This window comes from Massilimicrobiota sp. mt181 (assembly GCF_055420065.1).
Map to the genome: position 1 here is coordinate 96,398 of NZ_JBVAYN010000005.1, position 16,328 is coordinate 112,725.

General features: G+C 31.4%; 17 protein-coding genes. 4 read left to right on the forward strand and 13 right to left on the reverse strand.

From position 1 onward, the window contains the following. Position 1: 1 nt before the first annotated feature. The 10 genes from ACZYT4_RS04855 to ACZYT4_RS04900 form a co-directional block, all read right to left on the reverse strand. The gene (locus ACZYT4_RS04855; RefSeq protein ID WP_463782977.1) at positions 2–1,450 is read right to left on the reverse strand and encodes a methyltransferase domain-containing protein; all 1,449 of its coding nucleotides are present in this window, start codon (positions 1,448–1,450) and stop codon (positions 2–4) included. Between the two features lie 47 nt (positions 1,451–1,497). Beyond that, positions 1,498–2,358, reverse strand: a complete 861-nt coding sequence (locus tag ACZYT4_RS04860) for a hypothetical protein (protein ID WP_463782979.1) — start codon at positions 2,356–2,358, stop codon at positions 1,498–1,500. 17 nt (positions 2,359–2,375) lie between these two features. Then, positions 2,376–3,029 carry a sporulation protein YunB gene (locus ACZYT4_RS04865; RefSeq protein ID WP_463782982.1) on the reverse strand — a complete coding sequence of 218 codons (654 nt, stop codon included), beginning with the start codon at positions 3,027–3,029 and terminating at the stop codon, positions 2,376–2,378. Positions 3,030–3,080: 51 nt separating this feature from the next. Next, complete coding sequence (locus tag ACZYT4_RS04870) at positions 3,081–3,617, reverse strand: 5-formyltetrahydrofolate cyclo-ligase (RefSeq protein ID WP_463782985.1); 537 nt, start codon at positions 3,615–3,617, stop codon at positions 3,081–3,083. Continuing rightward, positions 3,610–5,016 (reverse strand): Fe-S cluster assembly protein SufB, encoded by a 1,407-nt coding sequence (sufB, locus tag ACZYT4_RS04875; protein WP_463782987.1) that lies wholly within the window; start codon positions 5,014–5,016, stop codon positions 3,610–3,612. Before sufB ends, ACZYT4_RS04870 begins: the two co-directional genes overlap by 8 nt. A gap of 3 nt (positions 5,017–5,019) precedes the next feature. Beyond that, entirely contained in the window at positions 5,020–5,457 is a 438-nt protein-coding gene (gene sufU, locus ACZYT4_RS04880; RefSeq protein WP_463782989.1) for a Fe-S cluster assembly sulfur transfer protein SufU, read from the reverse strand. After that, positions 5,441–6,670: an aminotransferase class V-fold PLP-dependent enzyme gene (locus ACZYT4_RS04885; RefSeq protein ID WP_463782991.1), complete on the reverse strand. Its 1,230-nt coding sequence runs from the start codon at positions 6,668–6,670 to the stop codon at positions 5,441–5,443. The genes sufU and ACZYT4_RS04885 overlap by 17 nt, the downstream gene beginning before the upstream one ends. Position 6,671: 1 nt before the next feature. Next, positions 6,672–7,601, reverse strand: coding sequence for a SufB/SufD family protein (locus ACZYT4_RS04890; protein ID WP_463782993.1), 930 nt, complete (start codon positions 7,599–7,601; stop codon positions 6,672–6,674). Next, positions 7,598–8,407 (reverse strand): Fe-S cluster assembly ATPase SufC, encoded by an 810-nt coding sequence (gene sufC / locus ACZYT4_RS04895; protein WP_463782996.1) that lies wholly within the window; start codon positions 8,405–8,407, stop codon positions 7,598–7,600. The genes ACZYT4_RS04890 and sufC overlap by 4 nt, the downstream gene beginning before the upstream one ends. Positions 8,408–8,547: 140 nt before the next feature. Then, positions 8,548–8,631 (reverse strand): YjcZ family sporulation protein, encoded by an 84-nt coding sequence (locus ACZYT4_RS04900; protein ID WP_087245613.1) that lies wholly within the window; start codon positions 8,629–8,631, stop codon positions 8,548–8,550. A 221-nt stretch (positions 8,632–8,852) separates the two neighbouring features. Here ACZYT4_RS04900 and ACZYT4_RS04905 point away from each other — a divergent pair, with 221 nt between their 5' ends. The 4 genes from ACZYT4_RS04905 (at position 8,853) to ACZYT4_RS04920 (ending at position 12,262) form a co-directional block, all read left to right on the forward strand. Then, a complete protein-coding gene (locus ACZYT4_RS04905) occupies positions 8,853–9,830 on the forward strand; it encodes a peptidylprolyl isomerase (RefSeq protein WP_463782998.1) in 978 nt (325 codons plus the stop codon). Then, a complete protein-coding gene (locus ACZYT4_RS04910) occupies positions 9,830–10,687 on the forward strand; it encodes a hypothetical protein (RefSeq protein ID WP_463783002.1) in 858 nt (285 codons plus the stop codon). Before ACZYT4_RS04905 ends, ACZYT4_RS04910 begins: the two co-directional genes overlap by 1 nt. Positions 10,688–10,741: 54 nt before the next feature. Then, a complete protein-coding gene (locus tag ACZYT4_RS04915) occupies positions 10,742–11,152 on the forward strand; it encodes an HIT family protein (protein ID WP_463783004.1) in 411 nt (136 codons plus the stop codon). A gap of 66 nt (positions 11,153–11,218) precedes the next feature. Next, positions 11,219–12,262 carry a glycosyltransferase family 4 protein gene (locus ACZYT4_RS04920; RefSeq protein WP_463783006.1) on the forward strand — a complete coding sequence of 348 codons (1,044 nt, stop codon included), beginning with the start codon at positions 11,219–11,221 and terminating at the stop codon, positions 12,260–12,262. Positions 12,263–12,281: 19 nt separating this feature from the next. Here ACZYT4_RS04920 and ACZYT4_RS04925 read toward each other — a convergent pair whose 3' ends face one another. From ACZYT4_RS04925 to ACZYT4_RS04935, 3 genes are read right to left on the reverse strand one after another with little or no spacing between them, the layout of a single operon-like run. Continuing rightward, positions 12,282–13,229, reverse strand: a complete 948-nt coding sequence (locus ACZYT4_RS04925; RefSeq protein ID WP_463783008.1) for an HD domain-containing protein — start codon at positions 13,227–13,229, stop codon at positions 12,282–12,284. Beyond that, positions 13,222–15,207 carry a glycosyltransferase gene (locus ACZYT4_RS04930; RefSeq protein ID WP_463783010.1) on the reverse strand — a complete coding sequence of 662 codons (1,986 nt, stop codon included), beginning with the start codon at positions 15,205–15,207 and terminating at the stop codon, positions 13,222–13,224. The genes ACZYT4_RS04925 and ACZYT4_RS04930 overlap by 8 nt, the downstream gene beginning before the upstream one ends. 4 nt (positions 15,208–15,211) lie before the next feature. Next, complete coding sequence (locus tag ACZYT4_RS04935; RefSeq protein ID WP_463783011.1) at positions 15,212–16,237, reverse strand: lysylphosphatidylglycerol synthase transmembrane domain-containing protein; 1,026 nt, start codon at positions 16,235–16,237, stop codon at positions 15,212–15,214. Positions 16,238–16,328: the final 91 nt, after the last annotated feature.

Here is a 16,328-nt window from a genome sequence, read left to right on the forward strand (position 1 = left end):
GTTATTTTAATTGCATAATAAAGAAATAAAACATATTTTTACCACGTGGAATCTCATAATGTTCCACAAGATTTAAATAGCCTTCCTGTAATCTAAGATTCTTTCTCACCAAAGAGATTTCGCTTGTATACAAGAAAACATATCCTTTTGGTTTTACCAAACGATGAATACGTTCAAAGAAACGATCATAAAGCTCCTGTAACTGCTGATAATCATTCATCTGTGGCAATGTTGGCATATCAGTTATAATTTCATCAAACATCTCATTATTCACAAAACGCAAAGCATCTTTATGAACATAATAAATATTTTGACCAGCTGCCTTTGTATTTTTTTTGGCTGCTTCCACACCTTTACCAAATATATCTATACCCATCGCAAATTTTGAAGGTACAACATAATTTTTTTCAATCAATAAAGTTCCACATCCTACAAAAGGATCCAGTACCTTCCCATGATCTTTCATATATGGCTTCGCTAATTGAACCAAAGTTGCTGCTACATAAGGCTGCAACGAATTAGATATCACTTCTTTACGATAATCAAAACGTGTACTTTTCAAATGAGTTAATCTCAAATAAGCATTAACTTTTCCACGTCTAATTTCTTTTAAAACAATTTCAATATCATATCCTTCTGTTGTATTCAATAAACGATCTGGAAAAAGTTCAAAAAGTTTTTGAGAAATCTTACGTATCAACAAAGGATGTTTATCTCTTGTCTCATCAGCAACTCTAAAATAGAAAGCAGAATGATCATCATATAACTTATCTAAAATATCTTCTAAATGACATCTTTGAAATCCTGATAGAATACTTTCCAGGTCAATTTCCATACCAGAAGCCCCAGAAAGAGGAATCAGCATATCACGATATGTTCGAATATTTAATAAATCATAAAGCGATTCAGTGCGTACCAGAACTCCTTGAGTCACAGGTTTATATTTGAAATGCAAAACAGATTCAAATAAAACAAACTGATAATAAGGCAAAGATGTTAACACGACATCTACCGGTTCATGTTTAAGTTTAATGATTTTACGTTTGTGCATCTGATTTTTTAAAATAATAGGATTTAATATTTTTAATTGAGCCTGAATATGTTTTGTGACTTCATCAGCATGAATTAATCTTTTTTGAATATCTTTTAATTGCTGAATATAAGGACGGCAATTTTGTGAAGCCATTCCCATTAAATATGCTTCTTTCACATATTCAGTCTTTTCATGTTCGTAAGCTTCTAATAATATTTCTATTGTATCTTGATATTTTCCTAATAAGATAGCACTATTTTTGCGAATTTTAGGATCTTCATGAGATAAAAGCTCAATCAGTTTCTGTTTTAACTGTAAATCTTGTTGAATGAAGGAATCACATTGATCCATTGATTTTAAACGAATTAAAGATTCCCTAATATGTTCATTACTTTTAATACTATTTACCAAATCCATAAATATAACCCTTTCAACTAACTGTGCTTACAATATTATACCATATTTCAACGATTTATCCAACTGATTTTAGGTAGTGTCACATAAAAAGATAAAACCTGAAAAATTTGACGATTCATTTGACGTTCTTGTTCTAATCCAAAATAGAAGTAGGAAATCTTTTTTTCATCCATCGTTTGTTGTAAAAGGCATTGAAAAAAGTAGGATGGATATAGCATCCTCGCATAAAGATAAATAATTTCATAAACATCAAAATATTCTTTTTCTAATAGTTCCTGAAGCTGAAAAGTAGATAAAAGCTGGCTTTTGAAAAGACATGCTAAATGTCGCATACGTGTTGAAAAGATATACATACACGGATTCAACAATTCATAGACATATTGAGAAACAGGTTGTGATAAAGATAATGTGACCGGCAATGACGCACTCTGATGAATTTGTAATATATAATTAAGGACATTGATACTGTTTTCACCAAGACCACAATAATAATAAATCAATGATATAATATCCTGATCATGTTTAAAACTATATGCATAATCTTTGACCATATCTCTCGCTTGATCAATCTTACAAATCCATTGTTCTTTAATTGACTGGACTTTCATTTTAGGAAATGGATAGAGCTGCATCACATGATGGAGATAAGTTTCAAAAGAAAAAGATTCTTTATAATAAATCAACAAGACATAATTTTGCGAAAAAATATCCTGATGAACGTTCTTCACAATTCTATAACCTGTTATTCCACATTGATGCATAATAAAGCGATAATAATGATAAATATTTAAAAATTCATTTTTATCTTTAACACAAAATAAATAATACAATTGTGGTCCAACATAAAAATAACCAATTGAATCTATTGTACAATCTATTCCATAATATATTTTGATCAAATCTTTCATGATCATTCTCCTTTACATTAAGAATAAACCAACGGAACTTGTCCTTGAAAAATTTCTAATAAAACAGGTATTGTAATCACTTGTGTATGATATTGTTCAAAAAAAGGATAAATCATTGTTATATTCATTTTAATGTCTATTGACAACTCAATCATCACATGATTGACACCATAATTTTGAATGTTTTTTTGAACAGAGCTTCCAACACTGGAAAGATGTTTATAAGTAACTGGGATACTTGGTGATAAAAAAGAAAAAGCTGGTAAATCTAATAATGTCGCAATGGGAATAGAAGAAATAATTCCTGTCTGACTAACTTCTTCCATACGTCTTTGATAATAACTGTCATCAGATGCCTGAAAAGTGCCTTCTTCTATTTGAGAATACGTATTTTCTATATCCGAAACAATATCTGCAGCCAATTGATTAACTTTTACCATATCAAAATCAAGGAGTTCAATATCCTGATTCTCATCCCTTTCAATAATCACAAGATCGTCATACTGTTTCTCATCTGTAAAATAGCTATGTGAAATAATGAGTTGATTGAAACGTTCAATCTCCATTTGTCCATATGTCTTTAAAGTTGGTATTGCCTGAATATAGACAATGCCTGTACTCATAACAATCAAAAAACAAAGTACCCCTACAATAATTATCCATTTTTTCATCATATTTCACCAAAATATTATATGTTTATCAAAGAAAAAAATACCATATCACTATGGTATTTCATGAATGACTTCATCAAGTCTCTGATCAAAAACATCATGTTGAATCTGATCAACATATTGAAAAGAAAAGGCTAATCCTATTTTATAGCCATGAAAATCAGATTGAAAATAACGATCATAATATCCTTTTCCATAACCTACTCGATAACCCAATGAATCATAGGCAAGTAAAGGGACAAGCATACAATCTATTTCTTCAGGCATAATCATCTGACTTGTGATAGGTTCTAAAACATGAAAATGTCCTGGTTTTAATTCATCAAGGGATAAAATTTCATAAAACTGCATATGATTGCCCTCAACTTTGGGTACACAGATACGTTTATATGGCAATAATGAATCAATAATTTGAAGTGTATCTACTTCTGATGGCAATGAAACATAACAACCAATCATCTTAGCATTTTGTACTTGTGGATGGCGTAGAACTTTCGAATAAATCTGCTGGTTATATAAAGAAAACGTCTTAGCTGATAACTGAAGACGTTTATCTTTCATTAAACAACGAAGTTCATTTTTATCCAATGCTATTTTCTCCCATATCCAGCTTAATAAGCTGATTCAATTCAACAGCATATTCCATTGGTAATTCTCTTGAAAATGGTTCGATGAATCCCATGACAATCATTTCTGTCGCCTGTTCTTTTGTCAATCCACGACTCATTAAATAGAAAAGCTGATCTTCAGATACCTTAGATACAGTTGCTTCATGTTCAATAATAGATTCATTATTCATCATCATATTTGTTGGAACTGTATCACTGGTAGACTTTTCGTCTAAAATCAATGTATCACATTCAACTTTACTTTTGGCACCTGTAGCATTTTTCTGATGTCTAACCAATCCTCTATAATTAACTTTTCCACCATTTCTAGAAATAGATTTAGAAATAATTTGACTTGATGTATGAGGTGCCAAATGAATCATTTTCGCACCTGAATCTAAAATCTGATGACTATCTGCCACAGCAATTGTAATACATGTTCCCTTAGCGCCTTCACCTGCTAATATACATGTTGGATATTTCATAGTGACGGCTGAACCAATATTACCATCAACCCATTCCATAGAGCCATTTTTAGCAACTTTCGCACGCTGTGTGACCAAATTATAAATATTTTTAGACCAGTTTTGAATTGTCGTATAACGACATTTAGCGCCTTCTAAGACAACAATTTCAACAACCCCTGCATGTAATGAATCCTTTGAATAAGAAGGTGCTGTACATCCTTCTACATAGTGAATATCTGATCCTTTATCAACAATAATGAGAGTTCTTTCAAATTGTGCCATTCTTTCACTATTAATTCTAAAATATGACTGTAATGGCTTATCTAACTTTACTCCTGGAGGTACATAAATAAATGACCCTCCTGACCAGACTGCACCATTCAATGCTGAAAACTTGTTATCATTATAAGGGATAACAGTATCAAAATATTTTTTAAAGATTTCTGGATATTCTCTTAATCCACTATCAATATCTAAGAAAATAACGCCTTTTTCTTTCACTTCTTCAAGCATATTATGATAAACAACTTCTGATTCATATTGAGCTGAAGCTCCTGCTAAAAACTTTTGTTCTGCTTCAGGAATACCTAACTTATCAAAAGTATTCTTGATTGTTTCAGGAACTTCATCCCATTTATCAGATAAACGATCACTTGGTCGATTATAGTATGTATATTCATCAAAATTCATTTGACTTAAATCTACACCCCATGTAGGCATAGGTTTTTCTAAAAAACATTTTAAAGATTTCAAACGATATTCCAGCATCCATTCAGGTTCATTTTTAATAGCTGAAATTTCTCTGACAATGTCCTCATTTAACCCTTTAGGTGTTTTAAATACAGAAACATCTTCATCTTTAAAATCATAATCAATATGTGTTGTAGGAATATCAAGATTTTTTGTTGCCACTATTTATTCCTCACTTTCTTTCATTAATTCAATCAGTCCGTTCCATCCTAGTGTTGCACATTTAATACGATTGGCCTGTTTATGTGTATTTTGAAAAGCAATCGCTTCTTCTAAGATTTCTGGATCATAATCTCTCTCATAAATCATATTCATATAATTATCTATGATTTTTTGAGCTTCTGCTTTCGTTTTTCCTTTCACAAGTTCACTCATAATAGAAGTTGAAGATGTACAAATCGCACATGCTTCTCCATCATAACGCACATCTTCAATTTTATCTCCATTAAATTTAACCTGAATATCTAAATCATCAATACAAGTTTCTGAATTCATATTGACTTTTAAATATGAATCATCATCAACCAATCCACGATTGCGTGGATGTTCATAATGATCCATAATAATTTCTCTCAATAATTGAGGATCATTTAAAGAACGCATCTAAAAAGTCATCTCCTTTTTTACACACTTCTACAAAGGCATCAATTTCTTCTTTTGTATTATAGAAATAAAATGAAGCACGTAAAGTTGTTGATACCTTTAAAAACTCATCAAGAATTTTTGCACAATGCTGTCCTGCTCTTATTGCAATTCCATAGCTATTAAATAAGCTGGCAGCATCTTGTGAAAATACACCTTTAATATTGAAGGCAACTGCCCCCTGTGAATCAGGATTATAGATGTCAACATTATCTAATTTTTGCATTTTTTCAATACAATATTGACGCAATTCTTCTTCATATTGATAAATATTGTCCATTCCTATATTCATCAAATACCCCATGGCACTTGCCAAACCTATTGCCCCTTCAATATGTGGTGTTCCTGCTTCAAAACGATAAGGTGGTTTTTTCAACGTCACAACACCACAGCTATTATAACGAGAATTTGAACCTCCACCTAATCGTGTAGGTTTCATATCTTTTAAAAGCTCATATTTTCCATACATGACCCCAATTCCTGTAGGCCCACACATTTTATGTCCTGAAAAAGCTAAGAAGTCAACATCCGTTTCCTGAACATCTGTTACCTGATGAGGAACACTTTGTGCTCCATCAGCTACAACAATAATACCACGGCTATGTGCCCACTCACAAATGTCCTTCATAGGCGCATGATAACCCAAGACATTTGTCACTTCTGCAACAGCAATAATCTTTGTTTGATCTGTTGTCGCTTTTTGAACATTTTCCAAAGTCAGGCGACCTGTTTCATCTAACTCTATATAGTTGACAACAGCGCCACATTGACGTGCCACATCAAACCATGGCAAAGTATTAGAGGCATGTTCAGCAACCGTAATCAGAATTTCATCGCCCTGCTGCAAATGCGTCAAACCATAACCATAGGCAATCATATTCAATGAATCCGTTGTGCCTGAAGTAAAAACAATTTCTTCTTTTCTTTTGGCATGAATAAATTTTTGAACAATTTCTCGACTTTTTTCATAATGTTCATCTACTTCATGAGATAAATCATAGTCTCCACGATGCGCATTACCTGAATAATTGGTCAGATAGTCACAGACACTGTCAATGACAACCTGAGGTTTCAATGTTGTGGCTCCATTGTCCAAATAAACCAATGGATGCCCCTGCATTGTTTTTCCATTTAACATGGGAAAATCTTTTCTAATCTGAGCAACATCTAACATTTTAAGCACCTACCTTTGATAAGGAGTTTTCAAAATGTTTTTTAATCATTTCATTATCAATCACTTCAACAACTGGCATTAAATAGCCATAAGTAATCAACTGCATAGCCTGTTTCTTTGTCAATCCACGACTTTGTAAATAATACAAATGTTCTTCATCCATTTTTCCAACTGCGGCAGCATGGGATGCCTGAACATCATAATCATCTATATATAAATAGGGATTGGCACACGCATGACATGCTTCATCAAAAACCATAATCTTATTTGTTTGATGAGCTGCTGAGCCATGTTGCCCTTTGGTAATCGTTCCAATACCATCAATAACCAGCTTCCCACTATCTTTCACAACACCATAATTATCCATTTGACCATAAGTCATCGGCTGGTTATGTTGAATTAATATTTCATAATGTTTATTTTCCTGGTTTTTAGAAAGAATTGCTGTTCTGACTTGCGCACGTGCTTCCACTCCATCTAAATAAAAATGATAGATACCTTCAAAAGAATCATCAGAAAGTTCAGAATAACCATACTGGCATTGTGCATATGATTGAAGATACACATCTTCATGACTGCTGGCAGAGTGCGAAAGATTTTCACTAAAGACATGAACTTGTGCACCTTCATCCAATGTCATTGTTTTATGTAAGCAAGCTTTTACATCCAATGTTTTCACTTCTATTAAATCAACCTGAGTATAAGCCTCAAAATGTATATGCAATGATAATTCATCTTTTCCATCATAAATAATATAGAAAGTCATTGGATTTTGATTGCGAAACTTCAAAACATGATCCTGATAAGAAACATCCTGTGGAAGATGTGATTCCATAGGAAATGATGATGAAAGAATCATATAATAAGGTTGATGATCTGTTGTCAAATCAATCATGGGTTTTATTTGATTTAATAACTGTTCTTTCGTCATTTTAAGCTTTCCTTTTTCCCACAGGCTTCTAATATAATAGGCTGTCTTTCATTTTGTTCCCATTCATAACCTAATTCTTTTACCCATTCATATCCATCCTGATCAATCTTTTCAACCAATTCATATCCACCACTCATCACAATCTGACCTTGAACAAGGACATGAACATGCGTTGGTTTAACCAGTTCAAACATTCTTTCATAATGTGAAACCATAATGCATCCAAAATCATCACTACGCATTGAATTAATAGCTTCCGCAACAACTCTTAATGCATCAACATCCAAACCAGAATCAATTTCATCTAATAATGCAAAACGTGGCTGTAAGAGCTTCATTTGTAAGATTTCATTACGTTTCTTTTCTCCACCAGAAAACCCTTCATTTAAATAACGATGAGCTAGATTTTCATCCATTCCTAATTCTTCAATGTTTTTATCCAACATTCTAATAAATTTAAATAAAGATATGGGTTCATCTCTTTTAGCATTAATAGCTGCTCTTAAAAAATCAGAGTTTGTAATTCCTGGAATTTCTTGAGGATACTGCATTCCTAAAAACAATCCAGCTCTGGCACGTTCATCAACACTCATTGCGAGAACATCCTGATCATCAAGAGTAATGCTTCCTTGAGTCACAATATATTTAGGGTGTCCCATAATCGTAGAAAGCAGTGTTGACTTTCCATTTCCATTAGGTCCCATAATCGCATGGACTTCACCCGTTTTCACTTCTAAATTAAGTCCTTTCAGGATTTCTTTATCTCCTACTTCGACATGCAAATTTTCTATTTTTAAAGTCGACATAAAATCGCCCCTTTCGAAAGTATATTTTACGTAAAATGACTGTTCAGTCAAGTAATACGATAATTAAATTTATTATATCCGTTTTTTTCAAATACTTTCTCAAAACAAAAGAGACAGCCAAAAAGCTGCCTTCTTTTACACTAACAAATACCACAGATAATAACCAGTAAAATAAACAAGACTAAAATAAGTGTAAAAGACCCCTGATGTGCTAACATATCCATTCCCCTTTCCTATAAAATATAAAGCCAAATATGAATAATAAAATAAATAATACCAATATTTTCTCATCGTTGAATGTTTTCTGCTCTTTTGCCATTTCATTTCCTCCTATGCACACTATATATTATGGTAAAATAATTGTAAATTTTGTGTTATTGCCCACAGAAGTTGAAAAAATCAAAAGATTGTGTATAATATTATTGTTTATATCAAGGAGGTTCTTATGAAACAAAAAAAGCTTATAGGCTTTGCGCTGGCAAGCATTTTATTATTAAGTGGTTGTAGTCGTCAAACTGTTCAGCAGGATGGCAAAGACGTTGTGGCATCTATCGATGACGTTAATCTTCTTGCTGATGATTTATATCAGGATTTATCTGAATCCACACAAGGAAAACAAGCTTTATTTTCGTATGTGCTCGATCAATTAATTAGAGCCAATTTCCCAGCAACAGATGATATGAAAGAAAATGCTGATGAATTAGTTGAAAATATTCAGGCCAATTATGAATCACAATATGGTGATAGTGCTGAAGAAGAATTACAAAGTGCTTTAGAGCAATCTGGTATGGAAAATATTGAAGCTTATCGAGATTCTTTAATTCAATCTTTACAATATGCTGAATTCTTAAAAACATATATCAAAGATCATTTCGATGAAGTCTTTGATGATTATTATACGCAGACTTCTCCTCGTATGATCAGCATCATTAAAGTCTCTATGAGTGATCCAGAAAACCCAACTGATGAAGAAAATGAAAAACTTGAAGAAGTTCAATCCTTATTAGATACAAATAAAAGCTTTGATGATATCGCATATGATTATTCAGATGATGATAATACCAAAAGCGCTAAAGGAAGTTTAGGAATTGTTGATTCCCAAACTGATTTATCAAGTACTTACGGAAGTGAAGTCCAAACAGCAGCACTTGCTTTAAAAAACGGAGAAGTCAGTGAAGCTATTCAAGGAACTGATGGATGCTACTTCTTAAAATGTACAAATACTGATAAAGAAACAATTAAAAAGGAACTGGAAAATGTTGATGTGGATTCTCCATTATTAACATATGATGACTATATGGTTTATTTGGCATTTAACACTTATGAACTTCAATATAACGATGATACAATCAAAGAAACAATTCAAAATATTGTAGATGAAAATCTAGATATTCGTAATGATTTAAGAAAGGAGAACTCATAATGAAAAAACTTGTCTTATTGCTGTTATGTGGTGGATTATTATATGGATGTTCTTCTTCTACTTATAGTGTGAAAGTTTCTGACAGTGATCAATCTTTAATTAGTGGTAGTGAAATCAATATTACAAATAAAGACTATTTTGAATATCTCTTACAAAACTATGGTGCACAGGAAATTGTTTCATCATTATTGACTTCTATTGCTGATAAAGAAATTACTGATCAAGATAAGATAGATGAACTTGTTCAAGAAAGAGAAGATCAATACGCTGAATATGCTGATGGAGATTTAGAACAATATGCTATTAATCTTGGTTATGAATCAAAAGATGACTATATTAACAATGCTTTGATTCCTGAAGTGAAACAGGAATTATTACGTCAGAAATATATCACTGAAAATCTGGATACATTGATGGAAGATTATGAAGTTTGTACAATGAAGAAAATTGTTGTTGAAAAAGAATCCGAAGCTTTAAAAATCATTGAAGCATCAACTGATGAAGAAGCTTTTGATAAACAGATGGAAGATTATGGCAGTGATGCTGAAGATGCTGGTGTTGTCACAAAAAATTCTTCTTTAGATGATAATCTTAAAGATAAGTTATCCGATTTAAATCAAGTGACAAAAGATGGTGTTTATAGTCAAGCCATTAAATTAAGCGATGATAATTATGCTGTCATCTATCTTTATGATACTGCTCATAAAAATACAGACAATATCATTTCAGCATTAGAAAGTGATGGCGAAGTACAAGAAGAAGCTGAAGGAGCTTACCTCAAGAAATATCATTTCGCTGTATATGATGATTTGTTAGAATCAGAAATCAAAGATATTTCTGATAATTATTTGGAATAAGGCTTTCCCTTATTCCTTTTTTATTGTAAAATAATAGAAATAGGAGGTATATCAATGGATAATTGTATTTTCTGTAAAATTGCTCATCATGAGATTCCTGGAAAAATTGTTTATGAAGATGATTTATGTATGGCTTTTTTAGATTTAAGTCAAACAACAGATGGTCATACATTAGTGGTTCCTAAACAACATTTTTCAAATATTTTAGAAGTTGACCATCAAACATTATCTCATATGATGGAAGTTGTTCAAAAAGTTGCTTTACAAATTCAAGAAAATTTACATGCGAAAGGTTTCAATATGATAACGAATATGAATGAAGTTGCTGGTCAAACTGTTCCTCATTTTCATATTCATATTATTCCGAGATATCAATCTGATGATGGATTCCAGGCTACATATCATGATCGTAGTCAGGAAGTTGACTTAGATGGTATTTATCAAAAAATAATGAAATCAGAATAAAACAAGAGTTATCATACTCTTGTTTTACACTTCTGTTTTCAAAACAAAATATTAAAGGAGAAGATTATGCATAAAATAAGAATTAACATGTTATCCAATGCTGATAAAGTTGATGGTCAAGGTGTGGGGAGTGCTTATCTTGAACAAGTAGCTCTTGTCAGAGATGAACTCAATGAATACTTTGATGTTGTTATCAATGATTCTAAACCTGCAGATATCATTCATTGTCATACTATCTTACCTCAATATCTTATCAAAATGAAAACAAATAAAGGCATCAATGTTGCCTATGTTCATTTTTTACCAGATACATTAGATGGTAGCATCCAACTACCTCATTCAGCTTTAGTTGTTTTTAAAAAGTATATCACACATTTTTATAATACAGCTGACTATCTTATTGTTGTCAATCCTATCTTTATTAAAGATCTGGTTAAAATTGGAATACCTCAAGAGAAAATCAGATATATTCCTAATTTTGTATCTAAAGACACTTTCTTTAAACAATCTCAAGATCAAATTATCAAAACGAAAAAACACTATCAGATCAAACAAGATGATTTTGTTGTGCTAGGTGTTGGTCAAGTTCAAACAAGAAAAGGCGTTAAAGATTTTGTAGAAGTTGCCAAAAGTCTTCCAGATATCACATTCGTATGGGCTGGTGGATTTTCATTTGGGAAGATCACTGATGGTTATGAAGAATTAAAAGAAATCTATGAAAACCCTCCAGAAAATGTTCGTTTCATAGGTATTGTTCCTCGTGAAGCCATGAATGATATTTATAACATGGCTGATATTCTTTTTATGCCTTCATATAACGAACTTTTCCCTATGTCCATATTAGAAGCTATTAATAGTCAAAAACCCTTACTATTACGAAATTTAGAGCTATATGAAGATATCTTATTCAAAAAATATCTTACAGCAGATAATAACAATAACTTTGCAAAAAATATTCTTAAATTAAAAGATGATTCTTCTTTCTACCAGCAATATCAACAATATTCTTATGAAATCAGTCAGTATTATTCTAAAGAACATGTCAAAGAGATGTGGAAAGATTTTTATCTAGGTATTTATAATAAAAAAACAACAAAAAAGAAGCTATAACACTTAGCTTCTTCTTTTTTTAATCATACATTTTCGGTTTATAGACAGTACGATTTTCCAGTGAGAAAACACGTTTTGATGTTTCTCCTGGCTCAATTGTCTCTAAAGCTTTATTAAACATATTCATTCTGGCATCCATATTATCAATCAAATGTAACATTTCTGCTTCTCTGATTTGAGGAAGTACTGGTGAACCATATTCATTCTTTCCATGATGAGATAAAATCATATGCTGCAATAATGTGACTTCTTCTCCTTCGATGTTCAATTCCTGAGCGGCTGCATAAACCATCGATTGCGCAATAGAAATATGTCCTAACATTTGTCCTTCAAATGTATAAGTCGGTACAACTGGACCACTCAATTCCACTGTTTTACCTAAATCATGAAGTAAAATACCTGCATATAATAAATCAGCATTTAATTCAGTATAGACATTCATCAGCTGATCTGCCACTTTTAACATAGATAAAGTATGAAAAGCCAATCCTGATACAAACTCATGATGATTTTTACTTGCTGCTGGATAAACCATAAATTTTTCCATATGCTTTTCATAAAGGTGTTTTGTTAATACATATAATTTTGTATTGGAAATACGTTGAATATATTGCTTGATTTCTTCTTGCATTCTCTCTTGATCAATCGGTGCTTTTGCTAAAAATTGCACTTGCTGTGAACGTTGATAAGAGACATCATCAATAGAAATAATTTTCATCTGACGATCATCACTATATTTAATGATATCCCCTTTTCCTCGCACAACAGCACCATTTTTCAAAGTGTCAATATGTTCCTGACTCGCATTCCATAATTTAGCGTCTATTTTTCCTGTCTCATCCTGAAAAACAATACTTAAATAATTTGTTTTATGAGCACCATTTGTTTTACCTAATGTGATATGTGAAATCATAGCAGTAAATTCCACATTATCATCACCACATTTCATATCTTTGATTTTAATCATCTGTCTCCTCCCATAATTGTTGAATAATTTCTATAACATCATCATATTCATATCCTTTTTGTACTAAAAAAGTAATAATTTTGCTTTTAAGTACATTGGAACTATATCTATTTTTATAACGATTATAAACACGATTGTATTCTTTTGTTAATAAATTCATGGTATGTTCTTTAGGCATTGAAAAATCAAAATTTTCAATAGCTTTTTCTACAACATCTTGAGAAAATCCTTTATTAAACAATTTATTTCTAATATTTTGAATCAGAGCATACTGAGGTCTCGTTGTATTTTCACGATAAAGTTTCTGTACAATTTCAACAGCTTTATCATATTCTACATCCTGAGAGTACTTTTCTAAAAATTCATCAATCACAAAAGGAGAAACACCTTCATTTTTTAAATGATAAATAATCTTATTCATTCCTAAACCCAATCGTGTTGCCTTTTGAAAATAATTTTTTGTATATTCTGCATCATCAATCAGATTCTTTTGCATTAATAAATCCATCGTCATTTCAATTTGGATATCATCAAAATCTCCCTTATCATTGAGTTTCTTTTGCATTTTTGCATACGTATAGTCTTTGTAAGTCAGATACTTTAATGCCAGCTTATAAGCTTTTGATACTTGTTCCTGATCCTTTAATGCATCCAATTCTTCTCTATCAACAACCTGTCCTACAAACAAACCATATCTATCAATGACCTGACCAGATAATGTCATTAAAATCTGATGATGATCAAATTGAAAAGCAACAGTATATTGATGATCATTTTCTGGGATTATCGAAACAACCTTATAACAGTAATGATGTTTAGATAAAGCCTGTTCATAAGTCTGTAGAATCTTTTGATAAAAATTTTCACTGCTATATTGTTGAGCATCTTCAATAGCTGCAGCAGACAATTGACTTAAATCACTTTGAGAAAGATCTATAATCTTTTGAACCAAATCATCTTTATCCTTGAAAAAATAACCATTTCTGCCATCACAAATGACTCCATCAAGATTTTTATCATATCTTGCTAAAACAGGAATACCACTTGCCATAGCCTCAATAAAAGTTAATCCCTGTGTTTCCGTTACTGATGCAGAAACAAACAAATCTGATGCATGATAGAATGATGGTACATATTGACTTTCTTTAGGTCCAGTAAAATAAATGTATTGTTGGAGATTTTTCTTTTCCACAATATCCTTTAATTCATCTAATTGTGGCCCTCCACCAACAACCATCAGACATATATTGTCTTTGACTTTCACAATATCTTCCATCGCATCAATCAAGATATCAATACTTTTTTCTGGTGCTATTCTTCCTAAGAAAATAACTACAAACTTATCCTGTAACTGATATTCTTGTATAATCTTATTAATTTGTTGCTGTTTCTTATTTTCTATTGAAAAATCATCTAATTCTAATCCTGTAGGAATCACATGGATTGAATTAGAAATTCCATAACTGATTAAAGCATCAGCAGTTTTTTGAGATGGAACAATAAGTTCTGAACAGCTATTTCCATAAATCTTTGAAATCTTCTCAATAACCTTTTTTGCAGCCTGATCAACAGCTTTGATATTCCCAGGGGCAATATAATGAGAATAATCCGCCCACATTGTATGATAGGTATAACAGACAGGCACATTAAGAATCTCACCTGCAATTTTTCCAAATATTCCTATTCCAAATTCTGTCTGAACATGAATAATATCTGGCTGAAATTCCTTCAATTCTTTCATTCCTTTAAATGAATAAATATTAGAAGCACGATAACCATATAATTTTTTTAAATCAATACCTGGTAATCGTAAAATATCATTGTCCTCATCAATATAATCACTATCATGTGGCAATATTGTTGTCACAACCAAAACATGATGACCATGTTTTTTTAGTTCTTTTTTAAGAATATGTGTAGAAGTAGCTACACCATTAATGTCTGGTAAATAAGTATCACTAAACAAAGCTATATTCATATCATTACTCCAATCTACTACGATTTATTTCTTTATCCAAAGAAAAAACCAGTGCTCCAATAATCAATCCCATATAATAAGACATAAAACGCCATAAAAACATCGATGAAGAAACACCAACAGAGCCCAGAAAACTAAAAATTAAAAGGTAAACACCTTCACTCCCGCCACTAGATCCTGGAATTGGTAAAAAAGCATTAATTAAATAAATACAAGAACAAAGACCTATAAAGTTGAAAAAATCTCCTATATTGACATTAAGATTTAATGCTTTTGCACTAAAGAAAGGCATACTATAAAGAATAGTTAATTTTAAAATATTGCAAACACTTGAACGGATTAATACAGGTTTATTATTTTGAAGAAACTTTAACTGATCACGAAAATCAGATAAATAAGTATCTACCTTAAAACATGTTGATTCATAATCTTTCACAAGATGTAGTTTATTTAAAATCTTTAATACACTATGTGTTAAAAAATGATGTAAGAATTTTGATTTTGCTCCACCGAAAAGTGCCAAAATAACAACAAAGTTAATCAAAAATCCAAGCATTACCAAGCTAAAAACAGCGGGCTGATCCAAAAAATACTGATATTTAAAAATAAGAACAACTCCAGTATAAATGACTAATATACTTTGATAACAGATAAAACACATTAAAAGAATGCTTGCTGAATAGGTAGGAGCAATACCCTGCTTATTAAAAATATAAACCTGAGCAAATTGTCCACCACTTGCAAAGGGGGTAATACCATTAAAAAAGATTCCACTAATAGAATTCACAAAAGATTGCTTATAGGTATAATCTTTCTTATAAACTCTTCCAAAATAAAGCAATGAAAAGGCATCAAAGATATAATACAATAACATCACAAAAGCCATCACAACAATCCACAAAATATTCGCATGACGAAAAGCATCGATAACCAGATCAAGCTGATTGCCTATAGAAAGATAAATGACTAAGCCACCTATCAGCAAAATAATGGCTATATTTAAAAGATATTTTCTTTTACCTTGCATCATTTTAAAAACTCCTCCCTTCTATAAGTAGCCAATTTCCTATATACATTTTACTACAAAATAAGGGAATAGTGAAATAAAAAAAAGGGATAAA